The organism is Chryseobacterium tructae (assembly GCF_030409875.1).
Classification (GTDB): Bacteria; Bacteroidota; Bacteroidia; order Flavobacteriales; family Weeksellaceae; genus Chryseobacterium; species Chryseobacterium tructae.
Genome location: NZ_JAUFQR010000001.1, coordinates 3650940 through 3677418 on the forward strand (window position 1 = coordinate 3650940; position 26479 = coordinate 3677418).

At 36.0% G+C, this 26479-nt stretch carries 21 protein-coding genes and 2 pseudogenes; 4 read left to right on the plus strand and 19 right to left on the minus strand.

From position 1 onward, the window contains the following. Nucleotides 1-46: 46 nt before the first annotated feature. Nucleotides 47-940 carry an SMP-30/gluconolactonase/LRE family protein gene (locus tag QWZ06_RS18130; RefSeq protein WP_290300154.1) on the minus strand — a complete coding sequence of 298 codons (894 nt, stop codon included), beginning with the start codon at nucleotides 938-940 and terminating at the stop codon, nucleotides 47-49. A 258-nt stretch (nucleotides 941-1198) separates the two neighbouring features. Here QWZ06_RS18130 and ccoG point away from each other — a divergent pair. Next, a pseudogene (gene ccoG / locus QWZ06_RS18135) lies at nucleotides 1199-2640 on the plus strand (cytochrome c oxidase accessory protein CcoG). 157 nt (nucleotides 2641-2797) lie between these two features. Here ccoG and QWZ06_RS18140 read toward each other — a convergent pair. Further along, nucleotides 2798-3676 (minus strand): AraC family transcriptional regulator, encoded by an 879-nt coding sequence (locus QWZ06_RS18140; RefSeq protein WP_290300155.1) that lies wholly within the window; start codon nucleotides 3674-3676, stop codon nucleotides 2798-2800. A 116-nt stretch (nucleotides 3677-3792) separates the two neighbouring features. After that, a complete protein-coding gene (locus QWZ06_RS18145; protein WP_290300157.1) occupies nucleotides 3793-6498 on the minus strand; it encodes a reprolysin-like metallopeptidase in 2706 nt (901 codons plus the stop codon). A gap of 181 nt (nucleotides 6499-6679) precedes the next feature. Between QWZ06_RS18145 and QWZ06_RS18150 the strand changes: the two genes are divergently transcribed. Both QWZ06_RS18150 and QWZ06_RS18155 read left to right on the plus strand, forming a co-directional pair. Then, nucleotides 6680-7024 (plus strand): MerR family transcriptional regulator, encoded by a 345-nt coding sequence (locus tag QWZ06_RS18150; RefSeq protein WP_290300159.1) that lies wholly within the window; start codon nucleotides 6680-6682, stop codon nucleotides 7022-7024. 143 nt (nucleotides 7025-7167) lie between these two features. Beyond that, nucleotides 7168-8454: pseudogene (locus QWZ06_RS18155) on the plus strand (helix-hairpin-helix domain-containing protein). A gap of 214 nt (nucleotides 8455-8668) precedes the next feature. Here the strand turns inward: QWZ06_RS18155 and QWZ06_RS18165 are convergent. From QWZ06_RS18165 to QWZ06_RS18190, 6 genes are all read right to left on the minus strand, one after another. After that, nucleotides 8669-9757: a YncE family protein gene (locus tag QWZ06_RS18165; protein WP_290300164.1), complete on the minus strand. Its 1089-nt coding sequence runs from the start codon at nucleotides 9755-9757 to the stop codon at nucleotides 8669-8671. A 219-nt stretch (nucleotides 9758-9976) separates the two neighbouring features. Beyond that, nucleotides 9977-10699, minus strand: a complete 723-nt coding sequence (gene rluF, locus QWZ06_RS18170; RefSeq protein WP_290300166.1) for a 23S rRNA pseudouridine(2604) synthase RluF — start codon at nucleotides 10697-10699, stop codon at nucleotides 9977-9979. A 26-nt stretch (nucleotides 10700-10725) separates the two neighbouring features. Further along, entirely contained in the window at nucleotides 10726-11424 is a 699-nt protein-coding gene (gene truB, locus QWZ06_RS18175) for a tRNA pseudouridine(55) synthase TruB (protein ID WP_290300168.1), read from the minus strand. A 24-nt stretch (nucleotides 11425-11448) separates the two neighbouring features. Continuing rightward, entirely contained in the window at nucleotides 11449-12267 is an 819-nt protein-coding gene (locus QWZ06_RS18180; protein ID WP_290300170.1) for an undecaprenyl-diphosphate phosphatase, read from the minus strand. Nucleotides 12268-12364: 97 nt separating this feature from the next. Further along, on the minus strand, nucleotides 12365-12661 hold the full coding sequence (locus tag QWZ06_RS18185; RefSeq protein WP_290300172.1) for a DUF3098 domain-containing protein: 297 nt from the start codon (nucleotides 12659-12661) through the stop codon (nucleotides 12365-12367). A gap of 2 nt (nucleotides 12662-12663) precedes the next feature. Beyond that, nucleotides 12664-13563 carry a cell division protein FtsX gene (locus QWZ06_RS18190; protein ID WP_290300174.1) on the minus strand — a complete coding sequence of 300 codons (900 nt, stop codon included), beginning with the start codon at nucleotides 13561-13563 and terminating at the stop codon, nucleotides 12664-12666. 92 nt (nucleotides 13564-13655) lie between these two features. On the opposite strand from QWZ06_RS18190, the gene rsmA reads away from it, so the two are divergent. After that, on the plus strand, nucleotides 13656-14426 hold the full coding sequence (rsmA, locus tag QWZ06_RS18195) for a 16S rRNA (adenine(1518)-N(6)/adenine(1519)-N(6))-dimethyltransferase RsmA (protein ID WP_290300175.1): 771 nt from the start codon (nucleotides 13656-13658) through the stop codon (nucleotides 14424-14426). Between the two features lie 95 nt (nucleotides 14427-14521). Here the strand turns inward: rsmA and QWZ06_RS18200 are convergent, their stop codons facing one another. The 10 genes from QWZ06_RS18200 to rdgB all read right to left on the minus strand — a co-directional run bounded on the left by QWZ06_RS18200 (nucleotide 14522) and on the right by rdgB (nucleotide 26461). Beyond that, nucleotides 14522-15952: a T9SS type B sorting domain-containing protein gene (locus QWZ06_RS18200; RefSeq protein WP_290300177.1), complete on the minus strand. Its 1431-nt coding sequence runs from the start codon at nucleotides 15950-15952 to the stop codon at nucleotides 14522-14524. Next, nucleotides 15895-16797, minus strand: coding sequence for a choice-of-anchor L domain-containing protein (locus QWZ06_RS18205; RefSeq protein ID WP_290300179.1), 903 nt, complete (start codon nucleotides 16795-16797; stop codon nucleotides 15895-15897). The genes QWZ06_RS18200 and QWZ06_RS18205 overlap by 58 nt, the downstream gene beginning before the upstream one ends. Before the next feature lie 360 nt (nucleotides 16798-17157). Beyond that, nucleotides 17158-17571, minus strand: coding sequence for a T9SS type B sorting domain-containing protein (locus tag QWZ06_RS18210; RefSeq protein ID WP_290300181.1), 414 nt, complete (start codon nucleotides 17569-17571; stop codon nucleotides 17158-17160). Then, nucleotides 17556-19631: an FIDD domain-containing protein gene (locus tag QWZ06_RS18215; protein ID WP_290300183.1), complete on the minus strand. Its 2076-nt coding sequence runs from the start codon at nucleotides 19629-19631 to the stop codon at nucleotides 17556-17558. Before QWZ06_RS18215 ends, QWZ06_RS18210 begins: the two co-directional genes overlap by 16 nt. After that, nucleotides 19565-20749, minus strand: a complete 1185-nt coding sequence (locus QWZ06_RS18220) for a choice-of-anchor L domain-containing protein (protein WP_290300185.1) — start codon at nucleotides 20747-20749, stop codon at nucleotides 19565-19567. Before QWZ06_RS18220 ends, QWZ06_RS18215 begins: the two co-directional genes overlap by 67 nt. A 204-nt stretch (nucleotides 20750-20953) precedes the next feature. Further along, nucleotides 20954-23278 (minus strand): choice-of-anchor L domain-containing protein, encoded by a 2325-nt coding sequence (locus tag QWZ06_RS18225; RefSeq protein ID WP_290300186.1) that lies wholly within the window; start codon nucleotides 23276-23278, stop codon nucleotides 20954-20956. 408 nt (nucleotides 23279-23686) lie between these two features. Continuing rightward, nucleotides 23687-24037: a hypothetical protein gene (locus tag QWZ06_RS18230; protein ID WP_290300188.1), complete on the minus strand. Its 351-nt coding sequence runs from the start codon at nucleotides 24035-24037 to the stop codon at nucleotides 23687-23689. A 12-nt stretch (nucleotides 24038-24049) separates the two neighbouring features. After that, the gene (locus tag QWZ06_RS18235; RefSeq protein ID WP_378170866.1) at nucleotides 24050-24820 is read right to left on the minus strand and encodes a TIGR02757 family protein; all 771 of its coding nucleotides are present in this window, start codon (nucleotides 24818-24820) and stop codon (nucleotides 24050-24052) included. Between the two features lie 6 nt (nucleotides 24821-24826). Then, nucleotides 24827-25741, minus strand: coding sequence for a ribonuclease Z (locus QWZ06_RS18240; RefSeq protein WP_290300189.1), 915 nt, complete (start codon nucleotides 25739-25741; stop codon nucleotides 24827-24829). Between the two features lie 135 nt (nucleotides 25742-25876). Then, nucleotides 25877-26461 (minus strand): RdgB/HAM1 family non-canonical purine NTP pyrophosphatase, encoded by a 585-nt coding sequence (rdgB, locus tag QWZ06_RS18245; RefSeq protein ID WP_378170867.1) that lies wholly within the window; start codon nucleotides 26459-26461, stop codon nucleotides 25877-25879. Nucleotides 26462-26479 lie beyond the last annotated feature (18 nt).

Sequence of the window (26479 nt, forward strand, 5' to 3'; positions counted from 1 at the left end):
ATTGCCACGAATGCACGAATAAGATTAGTACATTCGTGGCAAAATTTTATTTTATCCCTCTTACTCTCATCGGAAAAGTATATACCGATTTTGAAGCTGTGATAAATAAAACATCATTATTTTCTCCTCCGAATGTTACATTGGAAGTCCATTTTTCGGGAATGGTAATATGATAAATTTTCTTTCCTTCACGGTTAAAAACATGAACTCCGTCTCCGGTTAAGTAAAGGTTTCCATGTTTGTCCAGCGTCATTCCATCTGAACCCATCTCGCAAAAGAGCTTCTTCTCAGATAGCTTCCCTTCACCCAGGATATCATATACATAGGTTTTTCCTGCGTCAATGTCTGAAAGGTATAATTTTCTTAATTTTTCACTTCCTACAATTCCGTTAGGCTGAGTAAAGGTCTCTAGCTTAGCAATTTTACCTTCTTTATTTCTGTAATAAAGGCTTTTGTGAGGCAGTTCTTGTTTAAAGTCTATCCAATAATCCCTTTCATATAAAGGGTCGGTAAAATACATTCCTCCAAAAGTATCATTCCAGACATCATTAGGGCCGTTTAATCTTTTCCCTTCGAAATCTTTTAGCAATACCTCTACTTTTTTATTTTTTGAAATCTTCCAGATCTCTCCTTTATCGTCTGAACAGGTGATCAAAAAACCATCTTTATCAAAATGGGTTCCGTTGGCTCTTCCTGTTTTGTCTAAAAACTCTACAATCTGATTACTTTTCCAGTCCCAATAATAGATTTTATCATTAGGCTGATCCGTAAAATAGACATTTCCCTCCTTATCTGTTGAAGGCCCTTCTGTAAAGCTAAACTTATCCGAAATCCTTTCCGGTTTCACTCCCTCATAAAACATTTTACTACTATTTACTGATTGGCAGTTTACCAATGCGAAAACCAAACCAATCAGGCTTGCTTTACAGATATTCTTCATACTTCATTTTTAGATCTGCAATTTACGATATGCTTAATCGGTTTCAAAAATATTTTCTCATTTTGATAAATTATTCTTCAAAATACAGAATGTCCCAATTGTCCTATTTTTGAAGTAGATCATATTAGGAGCGAAAAGAGATTATTAAGAGCTTTGCAGTAGAGGAATCGATACCGTTTATCTATGTAAATTCAGCGGGATAAATAGGAGTTGATTCGGATGAAAAATATTACCAAAATACTTTTATAGCATACGATAATGAGCGCAGAGTCCAACAACATCAAATCCCTGGATATTGAAAATGAAGATTTTAGAAATTCGGTAGGAACAATGGATGAGACCGGAAAAAGAAAATGGATCTTCCCCAGAAAACCTAAAGGAAAATACACCAATTATAGGAACTATACCAGCTATGCTTTATTAGCTTTATTCTTCGGATTACCTTTTCTAAAAATTAATAATAATCCTTTCTTCCTATTTAATGTTATCGACAGGAAATTCTTTATCATAGGACAGCCATTTTACCTTCAGGACTTTTTTATCCTTGCCCTTGGAGCGGTTACCTCTGTTATTTTCGTGATGTTGTTCACTGTAGTTTTCGGAAGAATATTCTGCGGTTGGCTTTGTCCGCAAACTTTATTTATGGAAATGGTATTCCGTAAAATAGAATATTGGATTGAAGGTGATCGAAACAAACAAATGAAGCTGGACAGACAGGAATGGGATGCTGAAAAGATCAGAAAAAGAATTACGAAATGGTCTGTATTTATTTTGATTTCTATGATCATTTCTACCTTTATGTTCATGTATATTGTAGGCTATGAACAGGTATTCCAAATTATGATTGAGGGGCCTGCAGAACATCCATTAAAGTTTATCACAATGATCTTTTTCACGATGACTTTTTATTTTGTTTTTGCATGGCTTCGTGAGCAGGTATGTACACTGGTTTGCCCTTATGGCAGACTTCAAGGTGTGTTAATTGATAAGCAGACCATCAACGTATATTATGATTTTAAAAGAGGGGAAGGCCGCTCAAAATGGAGAAATAATGAAGATAGAAAAGCTGCCGGTAAAGGAGATTGTATAGATTGTAATCAATGCGTTGTGGTCTGCCCTACGGGAATTGATATCAGAAATGGTCAACAATTAGAGTGTGTCAACTGTACAGCATGTATTGATGCCTGTGATGAAGTAATGGATAAAGTAGGCTTGCCTAAAGGGCTTGTTCGATATGCAACGGAAGCAGAAATTGAAACCGGGAGCAATTTAAGTTTACTCCGAGAATGAAAGCTACCACAGTTATTCTGGCGTTATTAGTTGGGTTCCTTGGCTTTTTAATGTATGATCGTGGTTCTATGGAAGCTAAATTCATTAAACCTGCCGGTTCTACTTTCTTTATTAAAAATGGTAAAATTACCAACACTTTTATCTATACTCTTCTGAATAAATCGAATGAGAAAAAGACATTGACCATTAAAGTGATCACTCCTGACAATGCTGAAATTACCTATTTCGGCTCTGAAAAAATCATTCTGAAGGGAGACCAAATCTTAAAAGGAAATATCAATATCTCTTTCCCTGAAGATAAAATCAAGTTCTCTAAACAAAATATGGTCATTGGTGTTTTTGATGAAAATGGAAAACTCATTGATTCTTTTGAAACAACCTTTGAAGGGCCATTTAAGCTTGCATTATAACGAATAGAAATAATATTTTGTAATTGATATTTGATATTTTTAGAGAGGTGCGGTTCGGGTTCCAGAGTTTGAACATATATTTTAAATGTAATAACTGATAACCATCATCATAAACAATTTCAAACTTTGAACCTTGAACCTCAAACTTTAAACCCAATTAGGCCTTATATTTCCTCATAAACTGAGTAGGAGTCATTCCGGAGTTCTTTCGGAATACTCTTACAAAGTAGGAATATTCTTCATAGCCTAACGTGAAGGCAATTTCAACGAGGTTTTCATCAAGATACATCAGCATTCTTTTGGCTTCCAATATGACTCTTTCCGTGATGACTTCTGTAGCTGTTTTTTGAACTACCGCCTGCACAATTCTATTCAAATGTTTGGATGAAATTCCCAATAAGGATGCATAATAGGCAATGGATTTATGTTCTGTAAAATGCTGTTCAATAAGACTTTCAAAATCCTGATAATGTTTAAAATAAGAAAGTCCGGCAGAAGAGGTCAATGTATCAAAATCCTTTGAAAATAACCGAGTAGCATGAATGAAGATCTGGGACATCAATGATAAGATAAGTCCGTTTTTCATCAAATCTTTAGATTCGTGTTCTTTTCCCAATTCCTGAAATAAATGAATGCACTTCTCTAATTCTACGGTATCCAACTGCAATTTTCTAGGAAAAGAAACAGATCCGAAAAAAGGAAAATTTCGCAATTTCTGATTGACATAATGCATTTCATAAAATTCCTGAGAACAAAAGAAAATGTATCCTTCTATATCTTCTGAAAGCTCCCAGCTGTGAATTTGTCCGGGAGATAAAAAAAACAAACTTCCCTCTGAAACATCATAGCGCTGGAAATCTATTTCGTGTATACCACTTCCTTTCGTAAAAAGAACAGCAGCATAGAAATCATGTCTGTGTGGTTTTTCTATGTGCTGATGCCCCACAATCAAATGCTTTTTCATGGTATTAAAATAAAAATCCGAAGGATTCTTACCCTGAAAAAGATCAATATGAAGAACGGAAATAGAATTCATCCTATACAATGGATTAATAAATGGCTGATAAAAGTACTATAAATAAAGCCAAGCTACAAATTCAATACAAAAAAGGATCGACAATCGCCGATCCTTCTTATATAATTTACTGATGATTATTTTATAACCAGTTTACTGTTATATACTCCTTTTGAAGAGCTTATGCTGATGACATATACTCCCTTAGGTACATTAACACTCAATTCTTGAGTATTATTTCCTTGGCTTTGATATGCTGATGAATAGATCAGTCTTCCGCTTGAATCAAATAAAGTGACTTTTACTTCTCCTTTTATATTCTGAGACTTGATAAAGAAATTACCATCACTCGGGTTAGGATATACTTTAATATCATCTGCTAATGGAGAGGATGCTTCTTTGGTCGAAAGACTTTGGGTTTCCTGGGTACATACTTCTAGTGACCATCCGGTAATACTTCCTGCGCTTCCCAGATAATTATCTGATGCAAAAAGCTTCCATTCACCTTGAGCCTTGTGCCCTTTAAATAGAGCCAAAGATTCAAACGATTTGGTTTCTCCCTGAACCGGAGAAGCACAAGCAACCGCACTGCCCGCATCACTGAATGAAGCTGTAATTCCTGAGGAGTTATTACATTGGCGATTCCAAACAAGCGCTGAAGAGCCTATAGGACTTTCAATTCCAATAGATACATGTCTCACATTCGGATGGGTAACTGTTGGAGTAACCTTAATTTTAGTAATCGTTCCTGTATTGTTTACCATTAATGGAATACTTACTTTAGGAGAAGATATTGGGTTTCCACCTACTCCACCAGGGCCATCAATAATCGCCACCGGATCACCGTTATACGTATAAGTATTACAGTTCTCTCCTATCACCGAATAATCGATTACAAAACTTGGGCTCACTGCATAATAAACATTATCAATGGCTTCCACCATAATAAAAGCATTGGCAGAGATAGAACCTGTAGGAATTGTTACCTGTTCATTACCATCATTAGGAGTATTAGCAGCAATTATGGTAAATGTTTTCCCTCCGTCTTTAGATAATTTAATGTTAACATTTGCCGTATTAATCGGAGCTTGGTTGGTATTGGCAACATCCCAGGTTACATTGAAGGCATTCCCGGAACTTAATGACTGTCCGAATGCAGGCGCTGTTATCTGAAACGGCCCAGCCGATGCATTTACCGTTACCATCATCTCATCTTTGCCAGTCTGTGGATCATTAACACTATTATTCCTTGCTGTTAAGGTGAAATTAAGATTTCTTGCCACGCTTGAAACAGATTCCCAACGCGTGGTTAGCACTCCGGCTAGCACTTTATTAAAATCAGGAAAATATCTGATGGGTTCGTTAATGGGTGATAAAGATCTAAAGTTCGGCCCGGCAGGTTTTGTAAGATAGGCAATAGAGTTTGCTCCCACCACCGTACTTCCGGCAGCATCCATCTGTTCCCATGTATAAGTATATGATGAATTATTTGCATCAGATGTTGTTCCTTTCAGAACAAAAGCGGTAGATTTTGGAATGGTATAATCTGCTCCGGCGTTAATTGCAGGAGCTGATGTGGCAAAAGGGGTATTTACACCACAAGTAACCCCGTTTATTGTGTTCTTAATCTCCGTTACATTAAAAGTGTGGTAATAATCATTGGAATTAAACTGGACATCTGTATTGCCTCCTGTAATTCCTGTATACGCCATAATGGTTGTCCCACTTCCAGGCTCTACTTCCGAGGTGTCTGATCCATCTAAATAAGAAGAAAATGTATGATTAGCTCCTAATTGATGCCCCATTTCATGAGCTACATAATCGATATCAAAAGTATCACCCTCCGGAAAATTACACGATGTATATCCTGCAGCTTTATAAGTACCACATATTACACCTAATCCGGCAACGCCATTGGCTCCTCTTTTATCAAATAAATGTCCCATATCATAATCTTCAGCATTAATGCGTGTAGATATCGCATAATATGCTCCTATATGATCATAATCATTTGTATCGTCTGCATCTGACTCATCAAACGGATCGGTAGCAGGATCCAAAAACACGACCAAATCGTTATTAGCAATCAGATTAAAATGGAGTGATAGATCTTTTTCAAAAACGGCGTTCATTCTTGTAAGACTGGCATTCATTGCAGCCAATACTACTCCTTTTTTCTCTGCCTCTGTAGCATTTGCAGGAGTTCCTGCAGCATTCAAATGATACTGAGCATATTCTCCCGTACAGGTTATGGCAAGTCTGAAAACATTAAATCCTGCCGTTTTTTTATTCGCTACGCTATTTTTTTTTTCGATAGCTGTTTTTTTTATCCCTTCATCCATCGTAGAACATTCAAAAGGTTCCTTCTCCTGCCCTCTTCTGGCATTGGAATCAAAAACAGCATATACTTTTCTGTCTTCTGAATAAGGTTCAATAAATTCTGTTATTCCGGAACGGGTGATCATAGAGGAAAAACCAACCGGAGACATACTGAACCTCAGATATACGGAAGGATCTTCCAGTGCAGTTCCTACATAAGATTTAATGTCTGGGTATTTTTTCTGTAATTCCGGTGCCATATTAGAATATTCCCAAACCTGGAATTTTTCTAGTCCACCTTTAGCCGTAGGAAGAGAAATAACGGTTCCTTTTGGGCTTGAAAAGCGGGCAGGTGCATTTTTCAAAAGCTGCCTGAGCTGATCTGTATTCAGGGAATACAATCCGGAATATTCAAGTTTTTCCTGTGATTTTTTTACTTTTTGAGCCCTAAGCTCGGTTCTTGTCCACTGTGAAAATCCAAAGAAAGGAATCATCAGTGCGAAAATTAAGAAATAATGTTTCATATCATTGTAGGGTTTTGTGTTTCACTAAATTATAAAAAAAATCAACTGTATTTTATATTTTTTCACAACATCATGATTTTTTTTCTCATTTTTAAAAATTTAATGATATAGTGGTACTTTGCAAGATATATTTGGATGAAACTTTAAAAAATTTTTATCTTTGAAGTTTAGGAGCTGTAAAATGAAAATAAACTTACCTGATAAACTGTATTATTCTATAGGAGAAGTCGCTAAGGCATTCGATGTAAACACTTCATTAATACGCTATTGGGAACAGGAATTTCCTATCATCAAGCCTAAAAAGAATAAAAAAGGAAACCGTTACTTCACTCCTGAAGATATCAAGAATTTACAGATGATCTATCATTTGGTAAAAGAAAAAGGATATACATTAGATGGAGCGCGTGTTGCTTTAACTACCAATAGTAAAATTTCTGAAACAATCACCATTATCGACCGTCTTGAATTTGTAAAAGCTGAGCTTTTAAAGCTGAAAGAATCATTGGGTGATCAAGATTCAGAATAATTCTTCAATTTTCCTTTAAATAATCCTTCATTAAAGGACATAAAATCTTATTTTTTAAGAGATTAAGACTTTTTATGTTTTAAAATCAACCATTCAAGCCTTCCCTATTGCCATGTATGGTTTTTATCAATATGTTTATACACATGATGAGAAAAAACTATTACCAAAAACTGGCTTTTATGGTCACCTTACTGGCTATACTATTAGCTTTCCAGAAATATACCAGCAAGGATAAAGAGCCTTTTCCTGAGGTGAAGTTTATTGCTGCTCCTTCCGCTTCTGCAAATTTATCAGATTTTGATCCGAATATTTTAAATCAAGAGCAATGGCAAAAACTTGGCTTTTCAGAAAAACAAGTCTCTACTATCCTTAAGTATAAAGATATCGTAGGAGGAACTTTCACTTCAAAGGAGCAACTGAAAAAATGCTATGCCATTTCCAATGAAAAGTTTGAAGAATTGAACTCTTTCATATTGCTTCCTGAAACCTCTGAAAAGAATATTTCTAAAGCTTTCCCCGGATTTGCAAAAAAAGAGGTTACGGTTACTAGAAAATTCAATCCTGATCTCTTAACTGTTCAGGAATGGAACAAAATGGGATTCAGTGAGCGACAGACAGAAGCTATTATAAAGTATAAAAACTACTTGGGCGGAAGCTTTATCAGTAAAGAGAAATTCAAAGAATGCTTTATTATTTCTCCCGAAAATTACAATAAACTGGAGCCTTATTTACTTTTACCTGCAAAAACTCCTGAGAATTTTAAAGCTTTCGGAGCTCAATATCCGGAAAAACCTAAGATACGATATCATCCTTTTGATCCTAATCACCTCGATGTTGATGGGTGGAAAACACTAGGCTTCACGGAAAAGCAAGCCCATATCATTGTCAGTTACCGGGATAGAAATCTACATGGCAGTTTTAAAAACCTTGATGATATCCAAAAGTGCTTTGTTATTTCTCCAGAGAAATTCCAAGAAATGAAACCATTTATTAAACTTACCTCTGAAACGATCATAAAGAAAGAGGAAATTAAGCAGGAAAAAACAGATTTTTCAAAAACAGATCTGAATGCCATTGCATTCAAACAACTTATAGAATTTGGTCTTGATGAAAAAAGTGCCGGCTCTATCATTGGTTTTAGAAAAAAACTGAGAGGTTTTGTCAATAAACAGCAGATCTTAGACACTTATAACATTGACAAATAATTAGTTCAGAAATTAATTTCGATTGCTCCATTGGACGCATCTGATGTCCCTAAATATACTTTAGCAGATGCTCCCGAAGAATGGCTGAAAGATCATCCTTATTTCAAATATTCTGCAGATAAAATTATATTCTACCGAATCACCTATCCCGATGATAAAAAGATCCTTAAGTTTTTAAAATTAAAACCTGAATATGAAGAAAAAATGAAATTATATTTAAAATAATCACCTCAATAATACAAAACGATCCAAAATAGTACTTGCTATTTTGGATCGTTTCTATTCTTAAGTATGCCTTTAAATTTTTAGTGATGCATATAGCTGCTAGGGCCGTTGGTTCCTTCAATGGATTCAGGAAGTATTCCATATTTGGAACGTAAATTAACTGTTCCCAGGGTCTTTCCGGTCTGGATTTCAATGACGCTAATCGTTCCGGAATTTAAATTAGGAATATCCAGCAGGTTATTTGTACTGCCACAACTTCCTTTCCTTTTTTGGTTTTAAAGAAAACCATATGATGTGCTCCTTTATCAGCAGTAAGGGTCTTTAAAAGTTTTAATTGTGGAAGATTACTTATGTCAAAGACTAAAACTTTTCCCGGATCGGCAAAACTTACATAGAGTCTGTTGTTATCATCAATGTACATTTCTAAAGTCCAGCCCAGTCCTTGTGTGCTTCCATCAAATATTTTAGTAAAAGCATCATATTTCTTGGTTGTAGCATTGTATGGAGCAATCCAGATATCTCCGCCAAGCATTGTTGTGGCAAGTGCATACTGTGGAAATTTTCCACGAAGCAATAAAACTTCAACAGGGCTTGATAAGTCTGTTGGGGAGTCTGCCACCTGATAGGTTTCTTTTATTTGATAAGTATTGAGATCTAATAAGGTACAGGTATTCCCAAAACCACTGGTAAGATCCGGATGAATAGTAGAGGTAACCATCATCAGTCCTTTCTCTTCATTAATAGAGATACCATGTGGATACATAATAAATTTATTAGGATTGTCCTGAATAGAGGCTTTAATGGTTTTGATAAGCTGATTATTATTGGCATTAAAAACTCCTACACTGCCATCTTTCAATCCTCCTGCTCCCCCCATAAAAGTCATAAAGAATCTCCCGTCATTGGTAAAGAATATATTTTCACCTACTGTATTTTCACCTGTGTCAATAGGTGTTGCACTTACTAGTTTTGGTTGCCCAATTTGATCTTTTTCAGTTTTTACCTGATAGAGATAACTACCTCCTAAAGCTGTTGTATACAATTTGTTGGCACTCTGGTTATAATAAAGGTGATGAGGCAGGACACCAACACCTAGTTCAAGCTTACTGCTAATATTTCCAAAATCCGGGGCTTCAGGATCGAGTTCTATTACTGCTATTCCATCTGGTTGTCCTGTTAAGCTTCTATAGTCAATATAAAAAGCAGTATCGTGTGGAATTTCTGAATGATTGTCGTTTTGACAATTAGAAGTGATCATCAGAATAATGATCAGCAAGGGAACTTTGTTAAATTTTAATTTCATGATTTTCAGTTATTTAGTTATTTTAATGATAAATATAACACAATTCCAATAACAAACTGAAAATATTACACCATTTAGTGATTATATTTGAATAATAATCTCACAAACCCGCTCCAATCCTTATTTTTTCACAAAGAATAAGTCAATTACCAACAGATCATAAAAAAAGTAGGAAAATATTTCCTACTTATCATATATAGCTTTAATTCTATAATAATCTTAATCAATAGTTTTGCTTGAGTCTGTGAGCAAAGTATTTAATGCATTCAGCTCATCCTCGGTTAAATCTCTCCATTTTCCAATGGGAAGATCCAGTTTGATATTCATGATACGAATTCTTTTCAGCTTTTTTACTTCATATCCTAAATATTCACACATTCTACGGATCTGCCTATTCAATCCCTGAGTAAGAATAATTCTGAAATTCATATCATCAATCTTCTCTACCTCACATTTCTTAGTCACTGTATCTAAGATAGGAACTCCATTTCTCATTTTTTGAAGAAATGTTGGCGTTACCGGTTTGTCTACCCGTACCAGATATTCTTTTTCGTGGTTATTTCTTGCCCGAAGGATTTTATTTACGATATCACCATCACTGGTTAAAAGAATAAGTCCTTCACTGGGCTTATCCAATCTTCCGATTGGGAAAATTCTTTTAGGATGGTTGATATAATCTACAATATTATTCTGCTCACGCTTGGTATCTGTAGTACATACGATTCCTACCGGTTTGTTGAAAGCGATATAAACAGGTTTGTCCTGCGGTTCTCTGATAGGCTTTCCATCTACCTCTACCAAATCTTCATCAGAAACCTTGGTTCCCATTTCAGGCACCTGCCCATTAATCTTTATTCTACCTTCTTCCAACAGCTTATCTGCTGCTCTTCTTGAGCAATAGCCTACTTCTGATAAATATTTATTGATACGTGTCTTTTCCATGAGTTTCTACCGTAACGGGTATAATTTTATTCGCCTTGAAATCTGAAGTCATTATTCAAAAACTGGTCTGTAGCATCTTCAATTTTATACTCTCCGATTTTTGTTCTTCTCAATTGTGTTAAATAAGCACCTACTCCTAATTCCTGCCCGATATCATGAGCAAGACTTCTGATATAAGTTCCTTTTGAGCATCCAACTGTAAAGCTTATCAAAGGAAAATCAATTTTAATATCGTTGAGATAATGAATCGTAGTTTTTCTGGATTTCATTTCCACTTCTTCTCCTGCCCTTGCCAGATTATAGGCTCTTTCGCCATCAATCTTTATTGCAGAATACACAGGTGGTTTCTGTTCAATTTCACCCACAAATTTTTCCAACGCTTCTTTTACCTGCTCTTCTGTGATATGAGTAATATCCTGATGAAGAATTTCCGGTTTTTCAGTGTCATAAGACTCTGTTTGTACTCCTATTTTAATTTCTGTCCAGTATTCTTTAGGGGCATCCTGGATTTCAGGAATCTTTTTGGTGAATTTTCCGCAACACACAATCAGAAGTCCTGTAGCTCTTGGATCCAGGGTTCCGGCATGTCCGATTTTAAATTTTTTAGGAAGATCAAACTCCCTTTTAAGTTTATATTTCATTTTATTGACAGCCTGGAAGGAAGTCCAATCCAAAGGTTTGTCTAATAAAAAAATGTGTCCTGATTGTAGATCTTCTGCAGTCATGAATGAGTATAAAAGAGGAATTTCTTATTTAAAGAAATAAAAATAAATTAACAAAGCGACCCCCACAAAGATACGGTACCATCCCCAAGGCTTGAAACCATACTTATTAAGCACTCCAATGAATGCCTTGATCGCAATAAGTGCTACGATAAATGCCACCACATTTCCAATAATGAAAATCATAATGTGATCCTGAGATGCCATGATCATTTCATATCCTTTCTGTGGATTGGGAGTTTCTTTCCCCCAAGTTTTCACAAAAACAGAATATACGGTTACTGCCAGCATCGTAGGTACCGCCAGGAAGAAAGAAAATTCGGCAGCTGCTTTTCTGGTAAGCCCTTGTGCCATTCCACCAATAATGGATGCTGCACTACGACTGGTTCCCGGCATCATTGCCAAACACTGCCAAAATCCTATGGTCACTGCTTTCTTTATTGTAATTCCTTTCTCATCATCAATGGTAGGATTTTTAAACCATTGATCTGCAAATAGCAAAACAACACCTCCTAATACCAATACTGAAGAAATGGCAATCTGATTTCCCAAAACAGCTTCAATCTTATCATCAAACAAATATCCTAAGACCAATGCAGGAACTACTGCAAAAGCCAGCTTAAAATAAAATTGGATATTATTCAGATCGAAAAACTTTTTCCAATAAGCTACAACAACCGATAAAATTGCTCCAAACTGAATAGAAACCTGAAACATTTTTAAAAACTCGTCATCAGGCATTCCCAGTAGATTAGCAGTGAATCCCATGTGCGCAGTAGATGAAATAGGAAGATATTCCGTTAATCCTTCTACAATGGCAATAATAATTGCTTTAATTAAATCCATATTCTTTTACCAAAATTAAAAGATTAAGAGATTGAGATATTTAAAGTACAGGACTCTAAATGTCTTAATCTCTTAATCTCTAAATATAAATTTTTATTTATTTTCTTTTTAAAATAGCGTAGACTTCTATCACAAAACCTATCACAACAAATAATGGAGCGATTCGGATTCTTCTGATAGAAAAGACATCGTCATTCCATGAGTTAGGGTCAAATTTACCATCTACAGTATTAGCATCAGCTCCCATCATCAAAAGAAATCCAACCACAATAAATGCCAGCCCGATCAGCATCCATTTAAAGTTCTGCTGTCCAAAATAGAAAGTGTTTTCTTGTGGCGCATCTGCTTCGCTTCCAAAGCTTGAAGCAGATAATTTATTTGTTTTTTTGCTCATTGTTAAGAGTAATATAAATCGTCAACGTTTGATTTTAAGAATCTCCATGTAGCGAAAATAGTACTTAAGACAGAAATAAAAACTCCTACCCCTAATACTAAAACTACCAACCAGAAATACTGATTATTGTCCTGTACGAAAGCTGATCCGATCTGGTTTGTGAAATAATACCAAACCCCGCCTAAAGCAATAAGACCAATGAAAGAACCAATAGCTCCCAAAACAATGGCTTCTATAATAAAAGGTTTAAGAATAAATCGTCTCTTCGCTCCTACCAGCTGCATGGTTTTAATAATAAACCTCTTAGAGAAAATTTTCAGACGGATAGAGTTGTTGATCAACACTACAGCTAATACTAAGAACAACAGTGAAAATCCAAAAATCCATTTTAAAATTCTGCTCAGATTATTGTAAACATCTACCATCAAAGTACTGTCATTCTTCACATCAATGATGCCCGGAACGGATTTGATTACCTTGATTGCTTCATCAATTTTTGCAGGATCTACATATTCAGGTTTTAAAGCTACCTCGATAGACGATGGAAAGATATTTTCTTCAAATAATGCATCACTATCAATACCCATACTTTTTTTAGCTTCCTTAGCGGCCATGCTTCTGGAAATATAGGTTGCTTTTTTTACAGGAGCTAACGTCTGTACCTTTTTAAAAGTTTCTTCCTCTAGTTTTGCAATTTTTATAGAGTCTTTCGCATCATAGTTTTCATCAAAGTAAGCGTTCACCACCAATTGTTCTTTGATATAGTCAGAATACTTCTGGGCATTAATTAAAATAAGCCCCATTAATCCCAACAAAAATAACACTAAGGCAATACTTATCACTACTGTAATATTGCTGGACCGAAGCCTTTTCTTATTAAACTCATCTACAGATTTAGCCATTAATATTAAAATTTTTGGCTAAAATAGAAAAAATCTTCCGAAATTTGGGAACGAAAAAGAGAAAATCACTGTTAATAAAATCATAAAAAACATTGAGTGTAAAAGCAAAAAAGCATCTTGGTCAACACTTTTTGACGGATGAAAACATCGCAAGAAAAATCGTAGAAGGTCTTAGTTTTGAGAACTATAATAACATTATGGAAGTAGGCCCCGGAATGGGAGTTCTTACCAAATATCTTCTGGAAAAAGATCACAACATTTACCTTGCAGAAATCGACACGGAGTCTATAGAATATCTGAAAAACAATTATTCGAAGGTTACAGAAGATACTTTTGTAGGTGATTTCCTGAAACAGGACTTTAATTTTATCAAAGATGAGCAAATTGCTATTATAGGGAATTTCCCATATAATATTTCCTCACAGATATTATTCAAGATCATTGATCACTACAAAATGATCCCTGAAATGGTGGGAATGTTCCAAAAAGAAGTCGCTGAAAGAACGGCTGCTGTTCCTAGAACTAAGGATTATGGTATTCTTTCGGTTCTTATTCAGGCTTATTATGATGTATCGTATATGTTTACGGTACATGAGAATGTATTTAATCCACCACCAAAAGTAAAGTCTGGTGTAATCCGTCTTACAAGAAATCCTAAAGAAGGTTTAGCGGGTAATGAAGTTCTTTTTAAACAGATTGTGAAAACAGGCTTCAACCAAAGAAGAAAGAAACTTTCCAATGCATTAAAAACCCTTATTATTCCTGAAGCTTTAAAAGGTCATGAATTTTTAGATAAAAGAGCGGAACAACTCAGCGTAACTGATTTCATCCACTTTGCCAATCTTTGGAAAGAAAACCAATAGAATATCTAACAAAAGCTCTTTTGATAAGGAGCTTTTTTATGATACTGATATAAAAAGAAAGCCTTTCTCATCGAAAGGCTTTACTTTATTTTATATTATTCTCTGTTCTTCAAAATGATCCAACCAGACCAGCTCATTTGAGCTTTAGATTTTGGATAATCATAGGTAAACTTATACCAGTAAGTTGCTGAAGGTAACCTCTTACCTAATATAGTTCCGTCCCAACTTGGAGTTTCTTTGGTAAACCTGAACATTTCTACTCCATATCTATCATAGATTGAGCCTTTAAAGTTTTTAAACTGACCTAAAGATTTCAGATCCAATACATCATTAATTCCATCATTATTAGGAGTAATCACATTGCTGATCTGTAGGGTAAAGAAATCAAAAGTTCCTATACAGTGAGTTCCTACTCTTCTCAACAAAATGGTATAATTAGTATTGTCTAAAAGTCCGGAAAAGATGTTGGAGTCCTGCCATGTAATTCCGTTATCAATAGAATATTCCAGAGTGCTTGGAGTATTATTCATTGGTGGATTTTCTGCAGCAATCGTCAAGGTCTTTTTAGAGGTTTCATAGTTGAGTCCGATTACATAAGGAAGTCCCGCTCCTCTCACTTCAGCTGAGAATATTTTTTTACAATATCCATTATCAATTTCAACGGTATAAATCCCCCATTTTTCTACATCAATTTTTTGTGTAGTGGCTCCTGTACTCCACTTATATTTATATTTAGGCCCTGCTCCTGCATCAAGGGTAACACGATCTCCATCACACATTTCAACATCAGTTAATGGGCTTTTAATTTCAGGAACAACTTCAATTCTTATGGTTGCAGGATTTAAAGATTTACACCCTTTTTCTCCTATTGCATATACATTAAACACTGTGGTCTTATATAAAGTAACCGTCTGTATATTGCCTGTTCCTGGGAAGTTATCCCAAAGATAAGTATTTCCACCCTCACCGGTAAGCGTTACTGTTTCTCCCGGACATATTTGTATACTGGATGCTTTTACTTTAGCAACAGGAGTTTCTTCTTTTAATAATTTCAGTTCAATCAATCTACTACAGAAACCTCCATTTGAAACCACCACATATAATATTTGGCCATCTGTACCATTGTAGTTCAGAATATTTTGGATATAATTATTATTCTCAGCAACGGCATCTGTCTGTTTTTCATAAAATTTAAATATTGCTCCCGGTGTTGTACTAATGGTTGGTTTAATAGTACTCAAATCAAAAGTCGTAATATCTGGCGTACTACATAACAACAATGTAGCATCATTTGCCTGTGGCGTGGTTCCCCCGTGAATTTCTATTGAAGCTTTACCAGGACATGGATTTCCAGGAACACTTACTTCAATAGTATAAGTTCCAGGTTGAGTAGCGGTAACAGTGTTAGTTGCAGCGTTAGGAATCAAGGTTCCGTTATAATACCATTGGTATAATAAATTGGGATCATTTACGGAAGCTGTAAGCACCTGAGGGACATTATCACAAACATTAATATCACTCGGCAATTTGTTCCGCCAGGCCCTAACAAGTCTACCCCGATATTAAAAGAACCACCTTCTAAAAATACTGCAGAGTCATAACTATGGTCAAGATAATCTGCGATAACCATTTTAAAATGATATTGCTGTCCTGCCATTACATCTGCTATAGCTGTAAGCGGTATTGTTCTTCCGTTAAAATTCGTCTCAATATTGGCTGTATTATATCCGCCAAAATATTGTTCGTTCACAGCTCCACAAGTCGTTCCGATTGCTGGGTGAATATTGGTGATACTTACCGGACCGGCTCCTCCTGGCAATATAGCCATGTTGGTGTAAGGTCCACCTGCTGTAGGCTTTAATAATATAACAAATGCATCCGCATATTTACAAGGAAAAGTACCTGTATATTCTTCCGATGCAATTAAATAGTTAAATTTAATTTGAGAAGTTGTAGGTACAAAGTCAAATTCTAAAAGTACCGCATCATTTAAGTCACTTGCAGGAACGCCAATAACTTGTGCCAGATCAGAATCTGTTCCACCGCCATTGGTATCACTATTACTAGATTCAAAAGTATTACCAGCCTTTCTTGCATACCCTGTAGAAAGTATAATCCCATCTTTAAAAGGAAAGTTCGTATTTGCCTTATGAAAATACCCCCATGCTCTGTTTGCATCTCCCGGGGCATGATTAGGAGTAATCTTTACGTTCGTTACATTCGGAGTGATACAAGTATTGGTTCCGGATGAGATCAACACATCCTTCACCAGTTTTTCTATAGTAAACGCTGATTCCGGATAGGCAGGAGCATTCACATCGATAAAAGCGCCTGCCTTTTTAGATTGAGCAGTCGCTTGCTTCTTTAGCAATTGTCTGGGTTGTTGATTTTGAGAAAATAAAGAATTTGAAACAAATAAAAAAAACAAACAAATCGGTAGGTATCTTATCATAATATTCTTGTTTCAACAAATTTAATTTTTTTTTAAATATCTCATACACATATTTGCATTTTTTATAAAAAAACAATAGAATTTCAACCAACAAAACAAGACTATAAGCAATAACACTCATTTTAACAAAATGATAATACAAATTGAAAAAACAATTTATAAAATTCACCAACATTCGAAAAATATTTTAAAATACAAACAACGTTTCGCTCTAGTAAACAAACAAACCCCTCGATAATGAGGGGTTTGTTTGTTTATATTACATTTTTTGCAATAATTTTAATTTCTATTTTTCAACAATATCCAACCGGAACGTTGCTCTAATTTTTTATTTGCAGGATTTTCCCATTGAACTCTATACCAATAAGTACCTGTAGGCAAGTTGATTCCTTTTAGAGATCCTTTCCATATCACATCTCCTTTACTTGCCTTGAAAACCTCAGCTCCATATCTATCAAAAATGGATGCCGCAAAATCTTTATATCCGCTTATCCCTGTAAAGTCTATGGTATCATTTATTCCATCCATATTCGGAGTAATGGCATTACTCAATACGAATGTAAAATAATCTATTGAGTTTCCACATTTTGCATCCTTCACTCGCACCCTCAAATGATACATCGTATTATTTAAGACTCCAGTAAATACATTTGAAGATTGCCAGGTTAATCCGTTATCTATAGAATATTCCAAACGCCTCCGGTCGGGTTACTTGCCGTAAGGGTGAGCGTCTGTGTGGTCTTATCATGAACAACATTTACTATTTCAGGCAATTCAGGATTAATAAGCTGTGCTGTAAAGACTTTAGAACAAACTCCATTACTGATTGTTACAGAATAAGTTCCGGCAATTTTTGTAGTAATAGTCTGCGTAGTAGCTCCTGTACTCCACAGATAAGTATAATTAGGCCCAGCTCCGGCATCCAGAGTACCATTATCTCCCGCACAGACATATACATTTTCTAATGTGGAAACAATAGCAGGCACTACTTCAATTTTTATCTTAGCTGGATTAATAGAGCTACATCCATTTCCTCCTAATGCAAATACAGAATATTCTGTAGTAACTGTAGGAATAACAACTTGTGTGTCTCCATTTCCGGTAAGGCCTACCCAATTATAAGTAATTCCCCCTGTTGCAGTAAGAGTAACAGATTCACCGGCACATATTTTCACTTTGTTTGCAGATACCCCAGCAATCGGAGGTCCTACCAGAACCGTAACATTTACAGGTGTAGAGGCACATCCATTAGCACCTATCGCTGTTACCGTATATACTGTTGTAGAGGTAGGCGACACGGTTTGAGTATTTCCGGTACCCGTAAGACCATTCCCCCAAGTATAGGTAACTCCACCAGAAGCCGCTAAAGTCACCGATTCTCCTTCGCAGATACGAGGCTGTGATGAAACAAGTGCTGCCACCGGCGCTACTTTATCCTGGGTTACTGTTACTGTTGAATTATATGAACAAGACAAGCTTCCAGGCTGGAATACATTGGAAACAGTTAATGTATATGTACCTCCTGCACTTACCACCGGAGTAAGGGTAGTTCCCCCTGATACAATAGCTCCCCCAACTGTAGTCCAGACAATAGTAGAGCCTGGTGGTATCACAGAAGCTGATGCATTAAGTGTTATTTGAGGTGTTGTACAGGTAATAGTCTGTGGCGTTGCTATCGTCAAGGTTATCTCTGCGGTTCTCAATAATTGCAGAGTAACCACATAGCTACACCCTCCATTGCTAACTCTTACAAATATTGTCTGATTTGCTGAAGTAGGTGAATATGTTGTAGGAGCCACAATAAAATTACCATTCCCCAAATCGGCATCTGTCTGATTTACATAATAAGTAAATGTCACGCCCGCAGCGGTCGTAATCTGGCTTTCTGATTCTTTAAGATTATACGTTAATCCCGGCTGATAGCATTTATGTAGGATTGCATTTTGTACTGTAAATGGTTCAGATACTTCAATGGTGATTGTTGCAGGAGTAGCAGAAGCACATCCATTAGCACCAATAGCAGTTACACTGTATGTTGTAGTCACTGTAGGTGATACAGTCTGAGTATTTCCATTTCCAGGGAGGCCGCCACCCCAATTATAAGTTGCTCCTCCTGAAGCGGTCAATGTTATAGATTCTCCTTTACAGATCTTTAATTTAGGAGCTGTAAGTGATGGATTGGGTGGTGCACTGTTTCCTGTTACCGTTACTGTTGCTGTCGCTGTACAATTGATATTTCCAGGTTGATATGTTTGTGATATGGTTAGCGTATAGGTTCCCGGTGCATTGATTACAGGATTTAGAGTAGTTCCTCCAGAAACAATATTCCCTCCTGTAGTAGTCCAGTTAAATGTAGCTCCGGTAGGATAGACTGAAGCTGAAGCATCTAATGTAATCTGAGAATTGGCACAAGTCAGTACCTGAGGAGGAACAATAGATCCTGTCATCTGTGGAGCCTTAACGAGATTTAACTCAGCTACCTTAGCACAGAAACCAGTTCTCACTCTCACATATACAGTTCCACCCGCGCTTTGATATGCTGCAGGAGTAGGAATTGTATTGTTATTCCCTGCATTAGCATCTGCCATTGCTGCATAATAAGTAAAGACGGCTCCTGGCGTTGTACTAATTGCAGGCTGTGCTGTAGGCAAATTAAAGGTAGCATTTCCTGCCGTATAACAGGCCGTTAATGTAGCGTTTGTACTGTAGGGGAAGTTCCTCCCACAACAGTAATGCTTGCTTCTCCCGGACAAGAGCTTCCCTGTACATAAACTTTAACGGTATAGAGTCCAGGTTGTGTTGCTGTATAACTAGCACCGGTAGCTCCCGGAATAGGATTATTATTTAAAAACCATGCATAGGTTACGTTAGGTTCCTGAACAGAAGCTGTAAAAGTCTGTGGTGTATTATCACACATATTTACAGAGCTTGGAAGCTGTACACCTCCTGGCCCCAAAATACTCACTCCTATATCAAATGAGCCTGCATCTAAAAACACGGCAGAATCATAATTAGCATCCTGAAAATCAGCTAATACCATTTTAAAATGATATTTTTGCCCCGGTACAACGGTAGCTTTTGCCGTTAAAGGAATAGTACGGCCATCAAAATTTGTCTCAATTTTAGGATTACTATTGGTACCTCCGTAATAAGTGACATTTTTAGGCCCGCAGTTTGGATACGCTGGATGAATATTTGTTACACTTACAGGCCCAGCACCTCCTGGAAGTACCGCCATATTGGTATAAGTGGGATCACCTACTTTTTTCAGCAATAAAGCAAAACCATCTGTAATATTACAGGGAAAATTATCTTGATATTCTTTTGACGCAAACAGGTATTTAAAGGTAACTTGAGAAGAAACTGCAACAAAATCGAATTCTATATAGGTAGCATTAGTCAGCTTGTCTCCAGGAATCCCCAAAGCCAAGGCAAGATCTGCATCTCCTGTCGTTCCCAAATCATCATTAAGATCGCCTATAGCATAATTTCCTGCATTTTTCGCAAATCCGGTGGAAAGAATAATTCCTTTGTTGAATGGAAAATTCGTAGTTGCTTTATTGAAGTATCCCCAGCTTCGATTTTGATTTGTTGGAGGTAGATTGGGATACACCACTACATTGCTTACATTATTACTGGCACATCCGCCTCCTGATATGAGAACATCTTTTATTAACTGAGTAATGCTGTATGAAGACTCAGGATAATTGGAAGTATTTACATCTATAAAAGCTCCGGCTTTTTTTGCTGCTATACCATTATTTTTTGAGGGTAATTCTTTTTTTACCACCCTGTTCTGAGCAAAAATAAAGCTTCCTATAAAAGCGAAAAATAACACTAAAAATAAACTTCCTTTCCTCCTATTTAACATTTTATATTATTTTAAACAAAAATACTATTTTTTTTGATTGAAATTCAGTTTAACACAATTTACATTGCTACTAATTCAAATTTATTTATCGTAGAATATCAACTTTATTTATTTCAATATCATAAAAAAAGACTGACAAAATAGTCAGTCTTTCAATTATTATTTTAAATTATTCTATATTCTTAAGCAGGATCCAACCTGTTTTTACAGTAAGCAATTTACTTGCGGGATCTTCAAAGGTAACCTGATACCAATACGATGCAGAAGGTAATCGTTTCCTTGGAAGTAACCGTCCCAATAAGGTCTGATTCTTTCAGCTTTAAACACTTCTTTTCCGTAGCGATCGAAAACCCTGCCACTGAAGTCTTTATATGCCATTATTCCTCGGAAATCAATAAAATCATTGATGTTATCACCATTTGGAGTAATGACATTTTTCATCACAAAAGTAAAATACTGAAGGAAGCCTACACAACTTGTATTCTTTACTCTCACACGAATAGAAATGATCTCATTTTTAGGCACATTGGTAAACACATTGGAAATCTGCCATGTAAGCCCATTGTCTACAGAATACTCTAAAATCCCATTACTAGGGTTAGATGCTGTAAGAACCATTGTTCCTCTGTCATTGTAATTAACATTAATAATTTCAGGAACAATAGCTTTTATAACCTGTGTTTTAAATTCTTTAGAACACACTCCATTGTTGATTGTTACTCTATATTCTCCTGGCTTATTCACTGAAATAGATTGCGTTGTCTCCCCGGTATTCCATTCATAGGTATATCCAGGGCCTGAACCTGCGTCTAGAGTAATCCTGTCCCCTTCACAGATATGTCCCCCTTTTAAAGTCGAAACAATTGCAGGAACCACCTCAACAGTAACTTCCGCAGGCACGGGAGACTTACATCCCTGTGCTCCGATGGCATATACAGAATATTTTGTTGTTTTGGTAGGACTCACCGTTCTTGTTCCATCTGTAATGGAAGCATTATCACTCCATAAATAAGTTGCCCCACCCGTTGCTGTCATCAGGACTGATTCTCCCAAACAGATTTTTAGTCTTGCTACATTAAGACCTGCAGTAGGGGTTTCTTCCTTATTCAAAGTTAATGTTGCGATCTTACTACAAAATCCTCCATTCGTTACAAGAACATGCAGCACTTCACCGTCGGTTCCGTTGTAACTGGTAGTATTTTTAATATTATTATTATTTTGAGCCTGTGCATCAGACAGTTTAGTATAAAAACGAGGTACAGCTCCTGTTGTTGTTGTAATCAAAGGTACCGCGCTATCTAGGTCAAAAGTAGTCAGTGTAGGTGTTGTACAAAGCTTAAACACAGCATTCTGTACTGTAGGACTCGTCCCCCCTATCACCGTAATTTTAGCTTCACCAGGACATTGGCTCCCTGGGCTCATTACTTTTATTGAATATACTCCTGGCTGAGTGGCCACATAAGCGACATTAGTTGCTCCAGGAATTAAGACACCATCTTTATACCATTGAAAGGTTGTCCCTGGAATCAATTCTAATTGAGCTTTTAATGTCTTAGGCTCATTATCACACATATTGATGGTAGGTGGCAGATTTGCCCCATTTTCATCTATAATTTTAACTCCAATATCAAATGATCCTCCTTCTAGAAAAACGGCAGAATCTAAGCTTGGATCTTTAGCATCTGCAATAACCATTTTGAAATGGTACGTTTCACCTGGAATTACATTCGCGATAGCAGTCAAAGGAATAGTTCTTCCAGCATAATTGGTTCCCACATGTGGAATATTAAGTCCCGCAAAAAAGGCCTCATTGATAGGACCACAATTAAAATATCCTCCTGCCGGAACAATATTTGTAGCACTCACTGGCCCTGCATTCCCAGGCAATACTGCTAAATTAGTATAAGTAGGATCTCCTACTTTTTTCAGTAAAAGCGCAAAAGCATCAGAAAATCCCTGACAAGGATATCCTGCTGAATATTCTTCTGACGCAAATATATAATTAAATCTTACCTGAGTAGAATTAGGAACGAAATCAAATTCTAGTGACACCGCATCTTTCAAAGTTACAGTAGCACCAGTAGCAGTCACAAGATCAGGATCACTCTGTGAACCAACAGTCTTGCTCGCCTCATCAATAAATTCATTTCCAGCCTCACTCGCATGACCCGTTGTCAATACAATCCCATCTTTAAAAGGGAAACTTGCTGTCCCTCTATTAAAGTAGCCCCAAAACCTATTACTATCAAATATGGTATGATTAGGAGTTACTGTAACATTGCTAATATTTGCTGTTGTACAAGTACTTCCTCCGTTAATCAGAATATCTTTTACCAACTGTTCAGGAAAATATCCTGTAGCTGGATAAGGAGGAACATTTACGTCTATAAAGTTAGTTGCCTTCAAACTAGGCCCTGTAGGCTGCACTTTTACTGACTTTCTACCAGGCCTAGCCTGTGAAAACAAAGAAGCGGTACTCAGTAAAAATGTTAAAAGAAAAAAGTAGTGTTTAAATCTATAATTTAACATTTTGATTCATTTTGTCCAAATGTAGCAAAAATAATTGTACCAATTCAGCATTCAAGACACTTATTACCTGATTTTCAACAAAAATTCACAATGAATATATTTTATTTTTAAATTTATTATAAAGAACACATTCTATTATATAAAAAAACAGATCAACAATACTGATCTGTTTTTCTATACCTATGATAATTTTTAAGAAAGTCTCTTATTCTTCTTTTTTCAATTCGTCAATCTCATTCCGAAGCTCGGCAATAATATCCTTCAAAGCTTTTATTTCGTTTTTATTTGAACTTACATTGCTTTTCAGTATGGCATTCTTTGCTTTTTCATTATGATCTTCTTCCTCTTCGTCTTCATTAATTTCTTCTATATCCTCACTAATTTCCTCAATGTCTTCCTGAATATCTTCTATATCTTCATTAATTTCTTCAATATCTTCACTGATCTCTTCAATGTCCTCGCTGATCTCCTCAATATCTTCCTGAATATCTTCGATATCCTCCTGAATATCTTCAATTTTTCGTGGCTTTTATTAACCGACATCTGAATAAAAATTGCAAGATAAATAGCCTCCAATGAAAGTACCGTAGTCAGAATCAGCAACATTTTATCAAAATCCACAATCTTCAGCATTGGGAGCAAAAACGAAGTAACAAACAACAGCGTATGCACAATCAAAGACTGAATAGATCCTATCCAGGAAGTGATACTATCCGCTATTTTTTCAAGAACTTCTGCTTTCTCATTATATTTTTTCATCCTTTATATTTTTTACAATAGTTCTTTAGTTACTCCTAATCCAAACAGCGCAAAATCGTATTTTGCAGGATCTTTATCATCAAATTGCCTGATCGCCGAATCCAATTCTTCTACTGTTTTCCAATCATTCTGAGTTCTTTCTAGCAACCCCAGTTTTCTAGAAATATTTCCGGTGTGTACATCCAATGGAATAGACAGGTATTTCTGATCAATATCTTTCCAGATTCCAAAATCTACCCCTCGCTTATCTTTACGCACCATCCATCTTAAAAACATAATAATTCTTTTGGCTGAAGAATTTTTGTATGGTGAACTGATGTGTTTATGGCTTCTGTGTTTTTCACTTTCCAGAAAACCATTTCTGAACCTTTCTATGGCATGCTGAAAATTAACTTCAGGATCTTTTACCTTAAACAGGTCTTCCAGGCTCTCATTTTCGTTATAAATTCTGTTGAATTGTCTAATAAAATAAGAAAAATCTTCTCCATTAAAGGTTCTGTGAATACTTTTGTCCTGAATATCTTTTAGATCTCTTTCAGAGTAATTCAATACAAAATCATAGGGTGAATTCCCCATAATATCCAGCATTTTGTTGGCAGAATTAATGATTGATTTTCTGTTTCCCCATGAGATTGTTGCGGCCAGAAATCCAGCGATCTCTATATCTTGTTTTAATGAAAAACGATGCGGAATCTGAATCGGATCATCTTCTATAAAATCTGGAGTATTGTATTGATCTGCCTTTTCATTCAGAAAGCTTCTAAGCTCTTCAAAGTTCAACATATTGATTTAAATTTTTACACTTTCCAGAGCTTTTGGAAGGAAGGAATTAGGAAAAATATTTCTGGCTTCATCGGTAAACACTGTTAAATCTGCATATCTGTTTGAAAAATGTCCCAGAATCAGTTTTCCAACCTGAGCTTTCTGAGCAATAGTAGCCGCTTCCAATGCCGTAGTATGCCCGGTATAGTCTGCCATTTCCTTTAAATCATGCAGGAAAGTAGATTCATGATACAGAACCGTAGCATTTTTAATGATCGGAATTACACTTTCAAGATAACGGGTATCACTACAGAATGCATAGGACACTGGTGGAGCCGGCTCAAGGGTCAACACTTCATTTTTAAGAACATAGCCATCACTTAAAACAAAATCCTTTCCTGCTTTTATATTATGATAATCACAGCTTTCTATTTCGTCGTATTTAGCAATTTCCTTCATATTCAAATGTCTGTCCTTCGGCTTTTCTTTAAAAAGATAACCATTACAATATATTCTATGATCTAAAGGAATGGTGTACACTTCTACCCTGCTATCTTCATAGATTTTTTCTGAATAATCTTTATCCAGCTCATGATAGACCACCTCAAAACCACGATGTGTTTCTGTAATCTGAAAGATCGTATCTAACATTTTTTTTATTCCTTTCGGGCCATACACATGTAAAGGGTTTTCCCTTCCTAAAAGACGGAAAGAGGCAATAAGCCCCGGAAGCCCAAAACAATGATCTCCATGAAGATGAGAAATGAAAATATGATTGATCTTTGAAAATCTGGCTTTTGCTTTTCTCAATTGCACTTGTGTTCCTTCCCCACAATCGATCAGGAAGTTTCTTTCTTCCATTTCCAGTAGCTGGGCTGTTGGTGAGGTATTGATCGTCGGAATCGCTGAATTAAAACCTAATATTGTTAAATAAGTACTCAAATCAATTGTTTATTGTAACAAATGTACGACAGAAATTTTAAAACATATATTTTGCAGCCAAATTTAAGCAGGAAAAGCATAAAAAAACCATTTCTCCGTGATAGAGAAATGGTTTATATTGATCTTCAGTATAGATTACTTTACTTTTAAAAAGTCCATAAACAGATCCAATGCCTGCTTACGGTGACTGATCTTGTTTTTATTTTCAGGTTCCATTTCTGCAAAAGTTTTGTCATAGCCTTCAGGAACGAAGATCGGATCGTATCCGAATCCTTTGTGACCTTTATTATCGGTCAATAAATTACCATGAACTCTTCCTTCAAAATATTGAGCTCCATTTTCGTCATAATAGCACAAAACAGTAACGAAATAAGCTTTTCTGTTTTCTACTCCCTGCATTTCCTCCAATACCTTTTCAATATTTTTAGCAAAATCATGATCTCCGGCATAGCGGGCAGAAAAAATTCCCGGTCTACCGTCTAAAGACTCTACTACAAGTCCGCTATCATCTCCTAAACTTGGAACCCCTGTCTTTTCAAAACAGTATTTAGCTTTGATTAAAGCATTGGCATGAAAAGAATCTCCATCTTCTACAATTTCTTCATGGATATTATAATCCGTAAGACTTTTAACGACACAGTCATTCCCTAAAATCTGCTGAATCTCTTCTTTTTTATGCTCGTTGTGTGTAGCGACCAATAATTCCATTTCTATATTCATTTTCAATTTTACTTTTTT